Raw genomic sequence first — 15,761 nt, 5'->3', positions numbered from 1 at the left:
CCGCATGCTGCGAGAATGCGCGCCAAATGTTAAGAACGGATTGCAGCCGGCCTCAGGCCGCGGCCCTGGTCGCGATCGCCTGCCGCGTGTCCAGCGCCAGCTGGCGGTACTGTTCTCCGAGATTCAGATAGAACTCGCGCTTGGCGCTGTCGGTCGCGAGCTTGGCGATCAGCTCGCACTCCGCGGTGAGCGTCTCGAACCGTTCGAGCCTGTCCTCAAGATGTGTCATCGGCGTGTCCCCATCAGACGCCTCAAGGACATCAAGCCTAAGCCCGGGAAATAGGTCACGGCGAACATCGTTATGAACCAGAATCGTTTTTTCCGGTCTGCGGCGAAGGACGGCAGGCACGGCTATTTCTGCTCCAACCGCCAGGCGCCATCCCAACCGCCGTCGGGCGGGTTGGCCTCGAACTGCGTGATGCGGCCGAGCAGCGTGCGCGAAGGACCGTCGCCCGGGACCGCTTCGAGCGCGGCGTTGAAGGCGGCGCGGGCATCGCCGAAGCGCCGGGCGCGATAGGCGGAGAGACCTTCGGCATAGTGCGTGCGCAGGCTCGCTTGGGCATCGGTGAGTGCGTTGGCCCTGCCCATCACCTCGAAAACAGCTTGCGGTGCGCTCTGGCCCGCCACCGCGAGACGATCGATCTCGCGCAGCTCGAGGCGCGCGCCGACCGCCTCTGCCGTTGCCTGCGAGATCAGGATGCGGGTCCCATACGCCTTGTTGGCGGCCTCCAGCCGCGAGGCGAGGTTCACGGCGTCGCCCATCACGGTAAAGCTCATCATCAGCTCGGAGCCGATGCTGCCGGTCAGGACCTCGCCGGTGGCGATGCCGATACGCAGATCGCAGGGCGCCGGCATGGCGCGGATGCCGAGCAGATCCGGCAGCTGCTTCTGGAGCGCGGGCACCTGATCGGCCATCTCGATGGCGGCAAGGCCGGCGAGCATCGCCTGCTCGTCCTCCTCGATAAAGGGCGGCCCCCAATAGGACATGATGGCGTCGCCGATATATTTGTCGATGACGCCGCGATTGCTGCGGATGGGGCCGGACATCACCGTGAAATAGTGGTTCATCACCTTGACGAGACCGCGCGGCGTCATGCCTTCGCTCATCGAAGTGAAGCCGCTCATGTCGCAGAACATGATGGTCATGACCCGACGCTGGCCCTCGATGGCGACCTCCGGCCGGTCAATCAGGCCCTGCACCACCTTGGGGTCGATGTAGCGCCCGAAGGTCTCGCGGATGCGTTCGTTGTGGCGCAACTGCTCGATCATGCGGTTGAAGGCCGCGGCAAGCTCGCCGATCTCGTCCTGCGTGGAAACGGTGATCGGCTTGTCGAACCGACCCGCCTCGACCTCGCGGGTGCCAGCGAGCAGCAGTCGCACCGGGCGCGTGATACCGCTACTCACGAGCAGCGCAAAGGCAAATCCGACGATCGCTGCGAGTAGGGTCACGACGCCCGACACGATGATCGTCTGGTGCTGGCGGCTGATCACCTGCGACGTGCTGAAGAAAACCTGCGCCAGCATGTCGGTGCGGATCGCATCGATCTTCTGGTTGAACTGGTCGCGCAGCGCATCGATGTGCTCCAGCGTGCCGCGGGCCTCCGCCATCTGCTTGGCATCGACCTGCTTGACCAGCTTTCCGTGGTCCTCGTCAAGATCGCGGCGCAGCTCAGTGACGGCGGTCTCGATGCGGAGCTCGATCCGCGCCAGCGCGGCATAGTCGGACGGGGTCCTGGGATCGTCGATGATGGCGTTGATGAGCTTGCGTGCACTCTCGGCTTCCTCCTCGATCTTGCGGTCGGTTTGATCGAACTCGCGCAGGCGCGCCGCATAGGCCTCCTCGTCCGATGGCGACTGCATCTTGGTCATGACCATGCGCCGCAGTGCCAACGCCCGTTCCAGCGAACGGACGTTGGCCCGCGCCAGATGCCCATAGGCCGGGATGTAACGGTTGGTCAGCTCGTCCAAGAGCACGCCGACCTGGCTCGACATCACCATCGACAGGATCGAGGTGATCAACATGAGAACGATCAATCCGAGGGCGACCCCGACGATCTTGCGCCGAATCGACTGGTTGAAAATCGGCATAGGTGCAGGGCAAAGGCTGAAAGGATGAACGATGGAACTCAATACACCGGAATTGGTCGTAGGGACACGCACAATCTGGCGGGCCTGACGTCCTGAACCTACACAACCCCTGCGAGAGCCCACTAACAGAGGTTTAAAGGCGCTGTCCTTCCACCATTTCGCACGTTCCCGAGTTCCCATCCGTATTTTGCCGCATTGTTGCGGGAGCGTGAGAAATGCGAAACGATGTCATGACATCGTTTTGGTGTCTTTTTTTGATTCTCAAGCCGCATGTCGTCGCGGACCTTGGTTTGTAGTGGTTTCGCAGGGGGGCCATGGAATGAACCAGTGCCTACGCTCGCTCGCGTGTGTCGTTGCCGTGGCCGCGATCGCCCTCCTTCCCACGGCGTTGGCGGCGAAGAGCAGTCATAAATCATCTGCTCCGAAGAAGACGAATGAGGCGAAGGCCGGCAAGCACCGCCATGCCTCGGCCGCCAAGGCGCGGCACGGCAAGCACGCCGAAGCCAAGCGCAAGTCGAAGAAGACGGTCGAGGTACCCTCGGATAAGCCGGCACCGCCGCCGCTGACCGGCGATCTCGCCGCGCTGAGGGATGCGATCGACCTCGCGCGCAAGGGCAAGACCGAGGATGCGGGCGCCGCACGCGACCGCATCACTGACCCCGCCGGACAGAAGCTTGTGGACTGGTTCATGCTGCGCCATTCCGAGAGCACGGCGAATTTCAAGCGCTACGCCGCCTTCCTCGCCGCCAATCCGGACTGGCCGAGCAGCGCTCTGCTGTGCCGGCGCGCCGAGGCGCGGCTGTGGCAGGAGAAGAGCGAGCCGGCCATCGTGCACAAATTCACCATGGACCGGCCGACCAGCGCCAAGGGCAGGTTCGCGCTGGCCCGTGTGCTGCTCACTGAAGGCGAGACCGACAGGGCCGCGCGTCTCGTGCGCGAGGCCTGGCGCACGGATGAATTGTCCGAGCGGAGCGAAGAAGACTCCTACGCGGCGTTCCACGACCTTCTATCCACCGACGATCACCGCGCGCGCATGGACAAGCGTCTCGGCGCCAAGGACTACGCAGGCGCACGACGCGCAGCCAAACGTCTCGGCGAGGATGCGCTCGCGATCGTAAAGGCCTGCGCCGCCGTCACCGGCAAGGCTAGCAAGGCCAAGGACTATCTCGAGGACGTCTCGACCGAGGCGCGGCGCGATCTCGGCTATGTACTGTGCCGCGCCCAATGGCATCTTCAGAACGACCGCATCGACGACGCAGCCGAGGTGATCCTCACCGCCCTGCCCGACACGATGGCGGCGCAGGACACCGATGCCTGGTGGCGCGAGCGCCGCCTGCTGGCACGCAAGCTGCTCGACCAGGGCAAGTTCAAGACCGCCTACGACGTGGTGCGCACGGCCGCGGTGCCGGAAAAGGAAGTCTACCGCGTCGACTACCATTTCATGTGCGGCTGGATCGCGCTGCGCTATCTCGACGATCCCAAGACGGCGATGGTGCACTTCGCCGCAATCGACGAAGGCTCGGCCAATCCGATCGCGCTGTCGCGCGCCCATTACTGGCGCGGCCGCGCCGCCGAAGCGATGGGCGCCACCGTCGACGCCCGCATGAGCTACAAGGCGGCGGCGCGCTATCAGACCGCCTATTACGGCCAGCTCGCCCGCGCAAAGCTTGGCCTCGACCGTATCGAGCTACGTGCGCCCTCCCCGGTGTTGGCCACTGCCGACACGCAATTGGCGGACGAACGCGTGCGCGCCGCCAACATGCTCTACGATATCGGCGAGCGCGGCGTGGTGTTCTATTATGCCGAGGATTTTGCCAAGGAGAGCACCGAGCTCGCGGCGCTCGAAGCCCTCGCCGAGCTCGCGGGCCGGCGCAGCGATGCGCGCGTGATGCTGGAGATCGGCAAATCGGCGCTGGCACGCGGGCTTGCGCTCGACCACTATGCCTTCCCCACCATCGGCGTTCCCGAGCACAAACAGGTCGCGCCCGCGATCGAGACCAGCGTGATCTATTCGGTGGCGCGCACCGAAAGCTCGTTCGACCAGCGCGACAAGTCGCCGGCCAATGCGGTCGGGCTGATGCAGGTGACGCCGGAAGCGGGCCGCGACACCGCCAAACGCTTCGGCCTGACCTATGACTGGAACAGGATGGTCTCCGATCCCGTCTACAACACGCAGATGGGCGCGGCCGAGCTCAGCGCGCTGTTCTCGGAATATCGCGGCAACCAGATCATGACCTTCGCCGGCTACAATGCCGGCCGCGGTCGCGTGCGCGAATGGGTGCAGGCGCGTGGCGATCCCAGAGACCCCAAGGTCGATCCGGTCGACTGGGTCGAGCGCATCCCGCTGTCGGAGACGCGCAACTACGTCCAGCGCGTGATCGAGAACGTGCTGGTCTACCGCGCACGGTTCGAAGACAGCGGCATGATCGCCGGCAAGAGCGACCAGCGCGTCGTCACGCACGAAGCTGGCGCAACCGCACCCGTGGCGGCCGCAGCACCTGCTCCCTAGTCAACGCCGCCCGGGGCTGAACGCGGCGCCTGCAAGGTTACGGTGCTGCGGCTTCCACGCGCGTGCAGTCGCGCAGCTAGGTGTCACCTCCTTCCATCGTGATCAGATCGCGACCGTCCAAATATGCGCCGGTCAACGCTCTTGCGAAGGTCCAGGCGTGTATCGTGCAGCTCCAGCACGAGACGGCCGTCAGGACCGCCAACGTCTCGATCATGTTTCCAGCGAACTCGACGTTCTCGGCGGCCCGTTCTGTCCACCCGGGCATCGACCATCGCATAAACGTGACGAGTTCGCCGCGGCGGTAGCAATCGTAGTCACAGTAACGGCGCTGCGTCCGCACATGCCGGACATAGCCGGAGCGGATTGACCGCGAGCATGTGCTGCACGTGACGGCGGGCAACGGGGGGTCGTGATTGACCACCACGAATTTCATGAAGCCGCCCTCACGCCATCTTTGGCGAGCGCTTCGCAGAACAGCGCGTAGCACTGATAGTCGCAGTAAGGCAGACCTGTCCGAATCTCGCGGAGATAGCTGCTGCTGATCGGCTCGCAGCACTGCATGCACCAGGTCTTCCGGAACGGAGTCCGGCCGTTCACCAATACGAACGCGAATCTCACGTGGCACCTCCCAAAGCGAAGCAGTAAACGCTGTCCAACGGAGAAAGTGCGGGCGGTGGAGCGCAAAGATGGTTTCGGCCGTCCGGATTATCCCTGTTTCGCTCCACTTTTTGCGGTGGGATCAGAATGAATCTGCCGTCCTCCCTGCGCCGTGCATAGAGCCGGCCGTCAATGTACTTGATATCAGTCGGATAGCAGTCAGCGCTGCTGCAGCAACTGAGGCTCGGATTGTCCGGCATGTGCCAGGTCGAATAGAATTTTTCGTGCAGCGCCTGGTCCTGGGGTGGATGCTGGCGATGAACGGCACCGTCTCTTGTCTCCTGCGCCTGGACCGTCGCAGCGGAGCCAAGGAGAACCATCGAGCACAAGAGCTTGCATGAGCGGTTCAACGCACGAGCTCCGCGATTAGAAGTCAGCTCTCCAGTTCAGCCCTCACGCGACCTGAGCCCGGAACAGCCACCGGCGGTCGCGTTCGCGGCGTGTGCGGAAGCGATCAACGCACTTCTTGGAGCAGAGCGCTGTGCGCCAGGAATAGTAGCGGATCAGGCCAAACTTGCCGCCACACACCGCACAGCCTTTGATTGAAGAGCAACGTTCGGACTCGGATAGGCGAGGCTCAGGAAGTTGCGACGTATTGCACATTGTTCTCTCCCTTGTTGCTTGGTTCCCGTCGACCTCACGCGGGTCGTGAATTGCTCCAACGCGGCTGGGTGTCGAGAAATGCAGCGGCCTCGTCCTTGGTCGTGCCTGTTAGTGAGAGGCCTCGGCCGTAGGCTTGAGACCCGATCTCGCCCGACCGATGCGATTGGCTGGTCGACACTCCCGATGGTCATGAGGCTAGTCCGCCAGGCATGAGGCGCTCAATTGTACGGAGGTAAATGGCCGCCATGACTAGGAATAGACGAGCTATACCTAGGTTTGTCCCGTACTCGCCCGGGGGCTCTCGCGCGGGCTCGCGTTCAACGAGACCACGCACGATGCGCGGGTTGCACGGCTACCGCGAAAAATCGGGCGCTGAGGTGACCAGGACGGCGAGCAGCCAATTCCAAGCCCAACGTCGTCACCGGCATCCGACTTTGGCCGGAATTGCTCCTCCGGCGGCAACGTGCTCTACTTGTGTTCACGCAGAGAGCGCCGGGAGCGTCTGCGATGAAGCCGGGCCGGGCAGCAACGTTCGGGAAGTCAGCCGCGCAATACCTCGCCGGCTGCCTCAGGCAAGTTGTCACCCCCAAGCCGCGCAGCGAGCCCAGCGACGCCGGTCTGCTGGAGGCGGTCAAGCAGTGGCAGCAAGTCTTCGAGCACAACCCGGTCATGTATTTCATGGTCGATCCGAGCGGAACCGTGATCAACGTGAACACGTTCGGCGCGGCGCAACTGGGCTATACGGCCGCGGAGTTGATCGGCCGATCAGTGCTGGATGTGTTCTTCGAGGAAGATCGCGACTTCGTACGCGCGTGTGTTGCGCTGTGCCTTGAGACCGTTGATCAGTCACACACCTGGGAAATCCGGAAGGTTCGCAAGGACGGCTCGGTGCTATGGGTGCGCGAGAATGCCAAGACCATGCTGCGGGGCAATGGCGGGCCGATCGTGCTGGTCGCCTGCGAGAACATCACCGAGCGCAAGGAAGCGGAGAATGCGCTGCGACAGAGCGAAGCTTACCTCGCCCAGGCACAGGAATTGAGCCACACCGGCAGTTTCGGCTGGAGGGCTGCAACCGGCGAGATCACATGGTCCAAGGAGACCTATCGCATCTTCCAATGCGACGAGGGGACCAAGCCAGAGATTCCCTTCATGCTCCAGCGCATCCATCCGGAGGACCGGCTCGCAGTGCAGCGGATCACGGGCCGGGCGGCGCGCGAGGGAAAAGATTACGATCACGAATACCGGCTGGTGATGCCCGGCGGTTCCATCAAGTACGTCCGAGCGGTCGCCCGCGCGACGCGAGATGCGAGCGGTCACGTGGAGTTCGTGGGGTCGGTGACTGACATCACGGCGACCAAGGAGGCAGAGCGCAGACTTCGTGACAGCGAGCAGCGCTTTCGCGACTATGCCGAAACCGCCTCCGACTGGTTCTGGGAGACGGGACCAGACCATCGCGTCACTCACATCTCGGAACATTCTGATACCGTCACCGCCCCCGCGGGCCTGATCGGGCTCACGCGTTGGGACATTGCTCCCGACGCCGATCTCGAGCCCGAAAAATGGCGACAACATCGGGCGGCGCTCGATGCCCACGTCCCGTTCCGCGATCTGGTTTACCGCAGCAAGGACCGCAACGGACAGCCGATCTATGTGCGGACGAGCGGCAAGCCGTTCTTCGACGCCAACGGCACCTTTCTGGGTTATCGGGGCGTCTGCACCGACGTGACCGCGGCCATCCGGGCCGATCACGCCGAAGAGGCGCTGCGCAAGGCGCAAGCCGAGCTCGCTCATGTGACTCGCGTCACGATGCTGGGCGAGCTGACCGCTTCAATTGCTCACGAAATCAACCAGCCCCTCGCCGCCGTGATCGCAAACGCCGACGCCTGCCTAGCCTGGCTGCAGCGCAGTCCGCCCGATCTCAAGGCGGCGCGCCGCTCCGTGGAGTGGATCATCGAGGACGGCAAGCGTGCCAGCGACGTCATCCGTCACGTTCGGGCGCTCGCCAAGCGTTCCGATATCGAGATGGCTCCGCTCGAAGTCAGCGTGGTCGTGCGCGAGGCTGTCGCGCTCGTTCAGCGCGAGATGGCGAGCCATGCCGTGTCGGTTCGAATGGAACTGTCGTCGGCACTGCCCAGGATCTTTGGCGATCGAATTCAATTGCAGCAGGTCCTCATCAACCTGATCAAGAACGGCATCGAGGCCATGGAAGGCATCGATGACCGCCCGCGCGAGCTGGCGATCCGTTCAGCGGCCGACGACGATGGCGCGGTGCTGGTGAGCGTCTCCGACTGCGGCGTCGGCATCTGCGAACAGGCAATGGACCGCCTGTTCATGCCGTTCTTTACCACGAAGTCCAGCGGCATGGGCATGGGCCTGTCGATCTGCCGCTCGATTATCGAGGCACACGGCGGACGACTTTCCGCCATACCGAACCAGGAGCGCGGAGCGACTTTTCAGATCACCCTGCCACTCCATCGAGAGGAAGCACCGTGAACGAGCGCGCGGGGCCTTCGCCCAAGGAGGACGGCGATCAGCCAATCGTCTTCATCGTCGACGACGACGCGTCCATGCGTCGTGCGCTTACCAATCTGTTCGAGTCGGTCGGCCTCAAGGTCGAAGCATTCGGCTCGGCGCCGCAACTCCTCCAGACCAAGCCGCCGGAAGTCCCCAGTTGCCTGGTGCTCGACATCCGCCTGCCCGGAACGAGCGGCCTTGAGCTGCAAACCGATCTTGCCAAGGCAAATATCCATACGCCGATCATCTTCATCACCGGTCATGGCGATATTCCCATGACTGTTCGGGCCATGAAGAGCGGCGCGATCGACTTCCTGACCAAGCCGGTTCGCGACCAGGAAATTCTCGACGCGGTCCAGGCCGCGATCGAGCGAGACCGCAAGCGCCGCGATCTTTACAAGACCGTCTCGGACGTCAGATCGCGCTTCGAGTCACTCACCTCGCGGGAGCGGGACGTCTTGTCACTGGTGACGTCGGGCCTGATGAACAAGCAAGTGGCCGCCCAGCTCGGTTTGGCGGAAATCACCGTCAAGATCTATCGCGGCCAAATCATGCGGAAAATGGGGGCGAAGTCGCTGGCCGACCTGGTGAGGATGAGCGAGGCGCTCGGGATTCGACCCAGCAAGCCCGACGTACAAACCTAAGTATGAGTTTCCAACGATGACCGGCGGGTCCACCTTGCGGGTTTATGTGAGGCCGTAGCGACGGCAAGCGTAATTCCGGGCGAGGAGCGGACGTCTTGTCAGTGGCTTCGGTCATTTCTGTGCTTGACGATGATCCCTACGTGCGGGCCGCGATCAACAATCTCTTGGAATCCCGCGGATACATCGTCCACACATTCGCCTCCGCCGAGGAGTTTTTGAGGTCGACCGATTCGACCGACACCTCCTGCGTGATCGCGGACGTGCAGATGCCGTCGGTCACTGGAATCGATCTGCTGACGCAGATGCGCGCGCAGGGGTCGTCAACGCCGTTCATCTTCATCACCGCTTTCCCGGAGGAGAGCGTGCGTGTGCGTGCGCTTAAAGCCGGGGCAAGTTGTTTCCTCGGTAAACCGTTTGCCGCCTCGGATCTGATGAAATGCCTGGAGGTGGCGCTGCAGCAGGTGACGAAACCATGAAGTGATTGTCCGGCGATCAGCGAATGCGACGCTGACACCAGCGCAGCCCACCTCAATCCACCTTGATATTCGCCGCCTTGATGATCGGCCACCATTTAGCGATCTCCGCCTTCTGGCGGTTGCCGAGCGCTTCTGGCGTGAGCTGATCCTTGGGCGTCATCTCCAGGCCCTGGCTTTCGAGCTGCTTCTTCACTCCAGGATCGTTCAGCGCTTCCACGGCCGCCGCGTTGAGCTTGGTCACGACCTCCTTCGGCGTGCCCTTCGGCACCCACATGCCTGACCACAGCGTCATCTTGAAACCCTTCAGGCCCGCCTCCTCCGCGGTCGGAATCTCCGGCGCCGACGGCAGGCGCTTGTCGTCGGTGATGGCGTAGGCGCGGATGGTGCCGGCGCGGACCTGGTTGATGGAATTGGAGGTCTGGTCGACGATGAGATCGATCTGGCCGGCGATGAGATCGTTGAGGGCGGGCGCTGTGCCGCGATACGGCACGTATTGCAGCTTGATGCCGGAGACGCTCTCGAAATAGACGCCGGCGATGTGGCTGCCGGAGCCTGCGCCGGCCGTGCCTGCCGTGGGCGGCGATGGCCGCGACTTCAGCCATTCAATGAGCTCCTTCAGCGAGGTCACCGGCACCGCGTTCTTGCTGACCACGATCATCGGATTGCTCGGCAACAGCACCACCGGCTCGAGGTCGGCGACAAGGTCGTATTTGAGCTTGTAGACGGCACCGTTTGCGACGTGGGTACCGAGATGGCCGAACGAGATGGTGTAGCCGTCCGGCGGTGATTGCACGGCGCGACCGACGCCGATCGAGCCGCCCGCACCGGTGACGTTCTCGATCACCACGGGCTGGCCAAGCGATACGCGCATGCGCTCCGCAAGCACCCGCGCCATTGCATCCGACGGCCCGCCGGCCGCGAATGGCACGATGATGGTGATGGGACGCGTGGGATAGTCGTCAGCGCGCGCGGCGCCTGCAACAGCGAGAATGGCAATCAGCGCAGCCCAAGCGGCCTTCATAGTCCTCTCCCCAGCGATGTCTTTGTTATTGTGACCCTCTGCCCGCGTACGGGAAGAGGGATCGTTCGTGGCGTATTGCCGCGCTAGAACTGCGTGTAATCGATCGGCTTGTGGCGATCGAGCGTCCGGGTGACCGGCGGCAATGGATATTTCAGTCCGGTCGCGCAGTTGAACAGCATGACGCGGTCGGTCTTGCTGACACGGCCATCGGCAAGGCTCTGCTTGTAGGCAGCGTAGGTGGCGGCGCCCTCGGGACACAACAGCAGTCCCTCCTCGCGCGCAACCTCGCTCAGCGCCGACGAGATCTTGTCGTCGTCGACCGCGATGGCAAAACCCTTGCTCTGCCGCACCGCGCGCAGGATCAGGAAATCGCCGATCGCCTGCGGCACGCGAATGCCCGAGGCGATGGTGTGGGCATCCTCCCAGCGCGTCGCATGCTCGGCGCCGGCGTCATAGGCCCGCACCATCGGCGCGCAGCCCGAGGCCTGCACCGCGACCATGCGCGGACGCTTGGACCCGATGAAGCCGATCTTCTCGAGCTCGTCGAACGCCTTCCACATGCCGATCAGGCCGGTGCCACCGCCGGTCGGATAGAAGATCACGTCGGGCACGTCCCAGCCGAGCTGCTCGGCAAGCTCGAGGCCCATCGTCTTCTTGCCCTCGATGCGGTACGGCTCCTTCAGCGTCGACGTGTCGAACCAGCCGACTTTTGCTTTCCCCTCGCCGACGATCTTGCCGCAATCGTCGATATAGCCGTTGACGCGATAGACGGTCGCGCCCTGGAGCTCGATCTCGCTGACATTCACCTCGGGCGTATCGGCCGGGCAGAAGATCGTTGTCTTGATGCCGCAGGAGGTCGCATAGGCCACCAGCGCGGCGCCGGCGTTACCATTGGTCGGCATCGCCATGTGCTTGATGCCCAGCGCCTTGCCCATCGACACCGCCATCACGAGGCCGCGCGCCTTGAACGAGCCGGTCGGCAGGCGCCCTTCGTCCTTCACGATGATCTCGCCACCGCCGAGTTTGGCGCCGAGCTTCGGCAGCCGGATCAGCGGCGTCGTGACCTCGCCGAGTGAGACGATGTCCTTGCATTTGCGCACCGGCAGCAGCTCGCGGTAGCGCCACATGTCGGCGGGACGCTGGGCCAGGGCGTCCTTGGTCAGCGCCTTCTTCACCCCAGTGAGGTCGTAGCGGACCAGCAGCGGCTTGCCGGCCTTGGAGAGATTGTGGACCTGGTCGGGGGCGTAATGATCGCCTTCCATCGCGCATTCGAGATGCGTGACGAAGGTCGGACGTTCGATGGTGAGGTTGTCGTTGTCGTGCATGGGGTGGTTTCCTTCTTATTCTGGAGAACAGCTCTTTGGTCGTCATGGCGAGCGTTCAAATATTCAGCACCCGTCCATAAGCATCCAGCACGGCTTCCTTCATCATCTCCGACAGCGTCGGATGCGGGAACACTGTGTGCATCAGCTCTTCTTCCGTGGTCTCCAGGTTCATGGCGACGACGTAGCCCTGGATCAGCTCGGTGACTTCAGCGCCGACCATATGAGCGCCGAGAAGCTGTCCGGTCTTCTTGTCGAAGATCACCTTGACGAGGCCCTGGTCCTCGCCGAGCGCGATCGCCTTGCCGTTGCCGACAAAGGGGAAGCGGCCGACGCGGATCTCGCGGCCGCTCTCCTTGGCCTTGGCCTCAGTCAACCCGACCGATGCCACCTGCGGATGGCAATAGGTGCAGCCCGGGATCATGTTCTTGTCCATGGGATGCGGATTGAGACCCTTGATTGCCTCAACGCAGATCACGCCCTCATGCTCGGCCTTGTGCGCGAGCATCGGGGGACCTGCGACGTCGCCGATGGCGTAAATGCCAGGAACGTTGGTCCTGCCGTGGCCGTCCACCACGATGATGCCGCGATCGGTCTTCACCCCAAGCTTTTCGAGGCCGAGATTCTCGACGTTGCCGACCACGCCGACAGCGGAGATCACCCGTTCGAACTCGGTCGCCACAGGCTTGCCCTTGCCGTCGTCGATGGTGGCGACGACGCTATCGGCCTTCTTCTCGAGCTTGGTGACCTTGGTCGAGGACATGATCTTGATGCCCTGCTTCTCCAGGCGCTTGCGCGCCAGGCTCGCGATCTCGGCGTCCTCGACGGGGAGGATCTGGGGTAGCACCTCGACCACCGTGACGTCGGAGCCCATGGTGTGGAAGAACGAGGCGAACTCGATGCCGATCGCGCCGGAGCCGACCACCAGCAGCGACTTCGGCATCCGTTCCGGCACCATCGCCTCGAAATAGGTCCAGACCAGCTTCTTGTCCGGCTCCAGCCCGGGCAGCACGCGCGGCCGCGCGCCGGTCGCAACGATGATGTGCTTGGCCTGGTAGCTCCCCTCGCCCAACGTGCCCTTCGGGCCCTCGACGTCCGATTTACTCACAGTGACCTTGCCGGTCGCGTCGATCGACGCCGCGCCCCAGATCACGCTGACCTTGTTCTTCTTCATCAGGAAGCCGACGCCGTCGTTGAGTCGTTTCGAGACGCCGCGCGAGCGCTGCACCACAGCCTTCGGGTCGAAAGACACTTTCTCTGCCGACAGGCCGTAATCCTTGGCGTGCTGCATGTAGTGGTAGATCTCGGCCGAACGCAGCAGCGCCTTGGTCGGAATACAGCCCCAGTTCAGGCAGATGCCGCCCAGATACGCTTTTTCGACGATCGCCGTCTTGAAGCCGAGCTGTGCGGCGCGGATCGCGGTGACATAGCCGCCGGGACCGGAGCCGATGATGATGACGTCGAAGGATGTATCGGCCATGGCGCTCCCGTTCAATTCAAGAGGCGCCGCGAGCGCGGCGCTTGAAGACAACAAACCTGACTAGCCATTCGATGATCCCGACCAGGACCAGAATAGCCAGCGCGCTCAACACAATGGGTTGAGCGATGTTCCGCGATAATTGCTCTGCCGACAGGAAGGCGGACTGAAGAAAATCGAGCCCGATCGGATTGAGCGCGACGATCCCCCCAAGCAGCAGCGATATCCATGGCCAGCGGGTACGGACATGCAACGTTGCCCCCTCTGCCGCCGCGTCAGACCATCATCATGACGGGATTTTCGATCAGCTGCTTGAACGCGCCGATCAGCTCGGCGCCGAGCGCGCCGTCAATGGCGCGGTGATCGCAGGACAAGGTCACGCTCATCATGTTTGCGATCTCGATCTTGCCACCGCGCACGACGGGACGCTCTTCGCTGGTGCCGACCGCGAGGATGGTCGCGTGCGGCGGATTGATCACCGCGGTGAAGTGACTGATGCCGTACATGCCGAGGTTGGAGACGGCCGTGGTGCCGCCCTGGTATTCCTCGGGTTTCAGCTTGCGCGAGCGGGCGCGCGCGGCAAAGTCCTTCATCTCGTTGGAGATGGTCGAGAGCGTCTTGGTCTCGGCCTTGCGGATGATAGGCGTGATCAGGCCGCCTGGCATCGCGACGGCAACGCCGACGTCGGAATGGTGGTGCTTGACCATGCCGCTTTCGGTCCAGCTGACGTTGCAGTTCGGGATCTTCTGGAGTGCGACCGCCATCGCCTTGATGACGAAGTCGTTGACCGAGATCTTGTAGAGCGGCTTCTTCTCCTTGTCCTTGGGAGCAGCCGCATTGATCTCCTCGCGCGCGGCCAGCAGCTTGCCGATGTCGCAATCGATGGTGAGATAGAAGTGCGGGACGTTCTGGATCGATGCGGTCAGGCGCTGCGCGATGGTCCGGCGCATGCCATCATGCGGGACGATGTCGTAGGAGCCCGGCTCGAACAGCGACAGGATCTGCTTGTCAGACATGGTCGGCGCGATCGAGGGCGCCCCAGACGGTGCTGCGGCGGGAGCCTTGAGGCCCTTGCCGGACTTGGCCTGCTCGACGTCACGCGCGACCACGCGGCCGTGCGGGCCAGTGCCCGTGATCATCGCAACATCGATGCCGGCTTCCTTCGCGATACGGCGCGCGAGCGGCGATGAGAACACGCGGCCGCCATGGCCGTTGCCCTGCGCGGCGGGAGCTGCAGCCGGCGGAGCCGGTGCGGCGGCAGCCGGCGTCGCCTTGGGTGCGGCCGGCGCAGGTGCCGGTGCCGGCGCGGCAGCAGGTGCCTCAGCGGTCTTGGGCGGTGCAGCCGAGGCGGTCGGCTTCGCGGCGCCCGCGGCTTTCACGTCCTCGCCCTCGCCGGCCAGCACCGCGATCACGTCGTTGACCGGAACGTCCTGGGTGCCCTCGGGCACCAGGATCTTGGCGATCGTGCCTTCGTCGATCGCCTCGACCTCCATGGTCGCCTTGTCGGTCTCGATCTCGGCGATGACGTCGCCGGATTTGACCTTGTCGCCCTCCTTCTTCAGCCACTTGGCGAGGTTGCCCTTCTCCATCGTCGGCGAAAGAGCGGGCATCAGGATGTTGATGGGCATGCTGACCTCACGAAGAACTTCTCAAAACGTCGTCTCCTGAAGCGAAGACGAACAGACCAGGTTTAGTTGCCGATGTCGCCCTGCCACAGACGCTCATTGGCGGGATTGGAACGCCAATTCTTCATCATGGTGATGGAGCGGTCGTCGGCAAGGTCGATCCAGGGGATGCCGAACTTGTCGAGGATGTCCTTGGATCCCTCGAAGGTGACAGATTCCCCGATCACCACCAGCTTGACCTTGAACAGCGCCAGCGCGCCGGCGCACATCGAGCATGGCGACAGGGTGGTGTACATGACGGTGTCATGAAACGTGATCGCGCCGGCTTCGCGCAGGCAGCTCATCTCGCCGTGCAGGATCACGTTGTTCTCCTGCACGCGCTTGTTGTGACCGCGGGCGATGATCTTGTTGTCGCGCGTCAGCACCGCACCGATCGGCAGGCCGCCCTGCGCGATCGAGGTTTCCGCCTCGCGGATCGCCTCCAGCATAAAATCGTAGTGATAGGATTCGATGGCCACGTCAGTGCCCCTTGCCGCGTGGCGTCGTGCTGCCGGTGTCGGTCGGACGCTCGATCTCGGCCTGGAACATCTCCAGAATCCGGTTCAAGGCATCCTCCTCGGTGTATTCGCTCTCGCGCGCATAGGCGCGCGCGGCATGGCGCGCGAGATCGACGAGCAGCAGGCCCCACATGTCGGGCTCCTCGAAGGCGCGCTGGAACGCCATCGACAGCCCACCGTCCAGCACGAACACACGCAGGATCTCGACCGCGTCCTCGCGGGTCATGACGTCGGGCGGCAGTGGCTGCTCCTTGGGGCCCGCCATGGT

Annotated in this window: 14 protein-coding genes; 4 read left to right on the top strand and 10 right to left on the bottom strand. The window is 63.5% G+C overall.

Going from position 1 to position 15,761, the window contains the following annotated elements; genetic code table 11:
• Positions 1 to 52: 52 nt before the first annotated feature.
• Together IVA92_RS32755 and IVA92_RS32750 are read right to left on the bottom strand one after the other, a co-directional pair.
• The gene (locus tag IVA92_RS32755; protein WP_247275999.1) at positions 53 to 229 is read right to left on the bottom strand and encodes a hypothetical protein; all 177 of its coding nucleotides are present in this window, start codon (positions 227 to 229) and stop codon (positions 53 to 55) included.
• A gap of 122 nt (positions 230 to 351) precedes the next feature.
• Positions 352 to 2,088 (bottom strand): adenylate/guanylate cyclase domain-containing protein, encoded by a 1,737-nt coding sequence (locus IVA92_RS32750; protein WP_247275998.1) that lies wholly within the window; start codon positions 2,086 to 2,088, stop codon positions 352 to 354.
• Between the two features lie 319 nt (positions 2,089 to 2,407).
• Between IVA92_RS32750 and IVA92_RS32745 the strand changes: the two genes are divergently transcribed.
• On the top strand, positions 2,408 to 4,597 hold the full coding sequence (locus IVA92_RS32745; protein WP_247275997.1) for a lytic transglycosylase domain-containing protein: 2,190 nt from the start codon (positions 2,408 to 2,410) through the stop codon (positions 4,595 to 4,597).
• Between the two features lie 76 nt (positions 4,598 to 4,673).
• Here the strand turns inward: IVA92_RS32745 and IVA92_RS32740 are convergent, their stop codons facing one another.
• A complete protein-coding gene (locus IVA92_RS32740) occupies positions 4,674 to 5,030 on the bottom strand; it encodes a hypothetical protein (RefSeq protein WP_247275996.1) in 357 nt (118 codons plus the stop codon).
• A 1,334-nt stretch (positions 5,031 to 6,364) separates the two neighbouring features.
• Here IVA92_RS32740 and IVA92_RS32735 point away from each other — a divergent pair.
• The 3 genes from IVA92_RS32735 to IVA92_RS32725 all read left to right on the top strand — a co-directional run bounded on the left by IVA92_RS32735 (position 6,365) and on the right by IVA92_RS32725 (position 9,491).
• On the top strand, positions 6,365 to 8,350 hold the full coding sequence (locus IVA92_RS32735; protein ID WP_247275995.1) for a PAS domain S-box protein: 1,986 nt from the start codon (positions 6,365 to 6,367) through the stop codon (positions 8,348 to 8,350).
• Positions 8,347 to 9,015 carry a response regulator transcription factor gene (locus tag IVA92_RS32730; RefSeq protein WP_247275994.1) on the top strand — a complete coding sequence of 223 codons (669 nt, stop codon included), beginning with the start codon at positions 8,347 to 8,349 and terminating at the stop codon, positions 9,013 to 9,015. The genes IVA92_RS32735 and IVA92_RS32730 overlap by 4 nt, the downstream gene beginning before the upstream one ends.
• A 95-nt stretch (positions 9,016 to 9,110) precedes the next feature.
• A complete protein-coding gene (locus IVA92_RS32725) occupies positions 9,111 to 9,491 on the top strand; it encodes a response regulator (RefSeq protein ID WP_247275993.1) in 381 nt (126 codons plus the stop codon).
• Positions 9,492 to 9,543: 52 nt separating this feature from the next.
• Here the strand turns inward: IVA92_RS32725 and IVA92_RS32720 are convergent, their stop codons facing one another.
• The 7 genes from IVA92_RS32720 to IVA92_RS32690 form a co-directional block, all read right to left on the bottom strand.
• The gene (locus tag IVA92_RS32720; protein ID WP_247275992.1) at positions 9,544 to 10,512 is read right to left on the bottom strand and encodes a tripartite tricarboxylate transporter substrate binding protein BugD; all 969 of its coding nucleotides are present in this window, start codon (positions 10,510 to 10,512) and stop codon (positions 9,544 to 9,546) included.
• Between the two features lie 83 nt (positions 10,513 to 10,595).
• The gene (locus tag IVA92_RS32715) at positions 10,596 to 11,837 is read right to left on the bottom strand and encodes a threonine synthase (RefSeq protein WP_247275991.1); all 1,242 of its coding nucleotides are present in this window, start codon (positions 11,835 to 11,837) and stop codon (positions 10,596 to 10,598) included.
• 55 nt (positions 11,838 to 11,892) lie between these two features.
• Positions 11,893 to 13,314: a dihydrolipoyl dehydrogenase gene (gene lpdA / locus IVA92_RS32710; RefSeq protein ID WP_247275990.1), complete on the bottom strand. Its 1,422-nt coding sequence runs from the start codon at positions 13,312 to 13,314 to the stop codon at positions 11,893 to 11,895.
• 16 nt (positions 13,315 to 13,330) lie between these two features.
• A complete protein-coding gene (locus IVA92_RS32705; RefSeq protein ID WP_247275989.1) occupies positions 13,331 to 13,564 on the bottom strand; it encodes a hypothetical protein in 234 nt (77 codons plus the stop codon).
• A gap of 22 nt (positions 13,565 to 13,586) precedes the next feature.
• A complete protein-coding gene (locus tag IVA92_RS32700) occupies positions 13,587 to 14,939 on the bottom strand; it encodes a pyruvate dehydrogenase complex dihydrolipoamide acetyltransferase (RefSeq protein ID WP_247275988.1) in 1,353 nt (450 codons plus the stop codon).
• A 62-nt stretch (positions 14,940 to 15,001) separates the two neighbouring features.
• A complete protein-coding gene (locus tag IVA92_RS32695) occupies positions 15,002 to 15,454 on the bottom strand; it encodes a nucleoside deaminase (RefSeq protein ID WP_247275987.1) in 453 nt (150 codons plus the stop codon).
• Position 15,455: 1 nt separating this feature from the next.
• Complete coding sequence (locus IVA92_RS32690) at positions 15,456 to 15,758, bottom strand: DUF5076 domain-containing protein (protein WP_247275986.1); 303 nt, start codon at positions 15,756 to 15,758, stop codon at positions 15,456 to 15,458.
• Between the last annotated feature and the right edge of the window lie 3 nt (positions 15,759 to 15,761).

This window comes from Bradyrhizobium sp. 154, assembly GCF_023073875.1.
In the GTDB taxonomy this organism is placed as follows: domain Bacteria; phylum Pseudomonadota; class Alphaproteobacteria; order Rhizobiales; family Xanthobacteraceae; genus Bradyrhizobium.
This window is presented reverse-complemented; position numbering and strand designations above follow the sequence as displayed.

Bases quoted from the DNA above. Each gene is read 5' to 3' on its own strand.
- IVA92_RS32755 (WP_247275999.1), bottom strand. From the start codon at position 229: ATGACACATCTTGAGGACAGGCTCGAACGGTTCGAGACGCTCACCGCG.
- lpdA (WP_247275990.1), bottom strand. From the start codon at position 13,314: ATGGCCGATACATCCTTCGACGTCATCATCATCGGCTCCGGTCCCGGC.
- IVA92_RS32720 (WP_247275992.1), bottom strand. From the start codon at position 10,512: ATGAAGGCCGCTTGGGCTGCGCTGATTGCCATTCTCGCTGTTGCAGGC.
- IVA92_RS32690 (WP_247275986.1), bottom strand. From the start codon at position 15,758: ATGGCGGGCCCCAAGGAGCAGCCACTGCCGCCCGACGTCATGACCCGC.
- IVA92_RS32735 (WP_247275995.1), top strand. From the start codon at position 6,365: ATGAAGCCGGGCCGGGCAGCAACGTTCGGGAAGTCAGCCGCGCAATAC.
- IVA92_RS32700 (WP_247275988.1), bottom strand. From the start codon at position 14,939: ATGCCCATCAACATCCTGATGCCCGCTCTTTCGCCGACGATGGAGAAG.
- IVA92_RS32750 (WP_247275998.1), bottom strand. From the start codon at position 2,088: ATGCCGATTTTCAACCAGTCGATTCGGCGCAAGATCGTCGGGGTCGCC.
- IVA92_RS32740 (WP_247275996.1), bottom strand. From the start codon at position 5,030: ATGAAATTCGTGGTGGTCAATCACGACCCCCCGTTGCCCGCCGTCACG.
- IVA92_RS32745 (WP_247275997.1), top strand. From the start codon at position 2,408: ATGAACCAGTGCCTACGCTCGCTCGCGTGTGTCGTTGCCGTGGCCGCG.
- IVA92_RS32715 (WP_247275991.1), bottom strand. From the start codon at position 11,837: ATGCACGACAACGACAACCTCACCATCGAACGTCCGACCTTCGTCACG.